The sequence below is a fragment of the Neisseria sp. P0021.S007 genome, assembly GCF_051956855.1.
The window spans coordinates 1-452 of record NZ_JBQCXA010001643.1; the positions used below are offsets into that span (position 1 = coordinate 1).

A 452-nucleotide genomic window follows, 5' to 3' on the forward strand; every position below is an offset into this window, starting at 1 on the left:
CCACCTTCGCGCGTATCCCCGGCGTAACGTCCAGCCCGCGCGCTTCCAATACGCGCGGCACCAACGCCATGCGCAACAGCGGGTCGTAGGCGGTTTTATACGCCATGTCCCACAAATGGTTGTGCGCCTCGAAATCGCCGTAATCGAAGCTGAAAGCGCGCAGCCTTTCGCGCATCAGGCGGTAGTGGTACACCTCTTCTTTCGCCACCCGCACCCAGTCGCGCACAAACTGAAACGGCAGCGTGCGGAAACGGTATGCCGCGTCCAAAGCCAGATTGATGGCGTTGAACTCGATATGCGCAATCGCGTGCAGCATCGCCGCATAGCCTTCGATCGTGTTCATCTTGCGCGGCGTCAGTTGCGACGGTGCGACCAAAACAGGCTTCGGCGGGCGTCCTGCGTGGCGGAAGTCCAGCGGCGCGGCGTTTGCCTCAGCCCCGTCCATGTTCTGA

At 61.7% G+C, this 452-nt stretch carries 1 protein-coding gene; it reads right to left on the minus strand.

Annotation, left to right across the window (positions count from 1 at the left end):
- Positions 1-452, minus strand: a 452-nt coding sequence (locus ACTHUR_RS20695) for a ferritin-like domain-containing protein (protein ID WP_440400675.1), incomplete at both ends; no start/stop codon positions are given.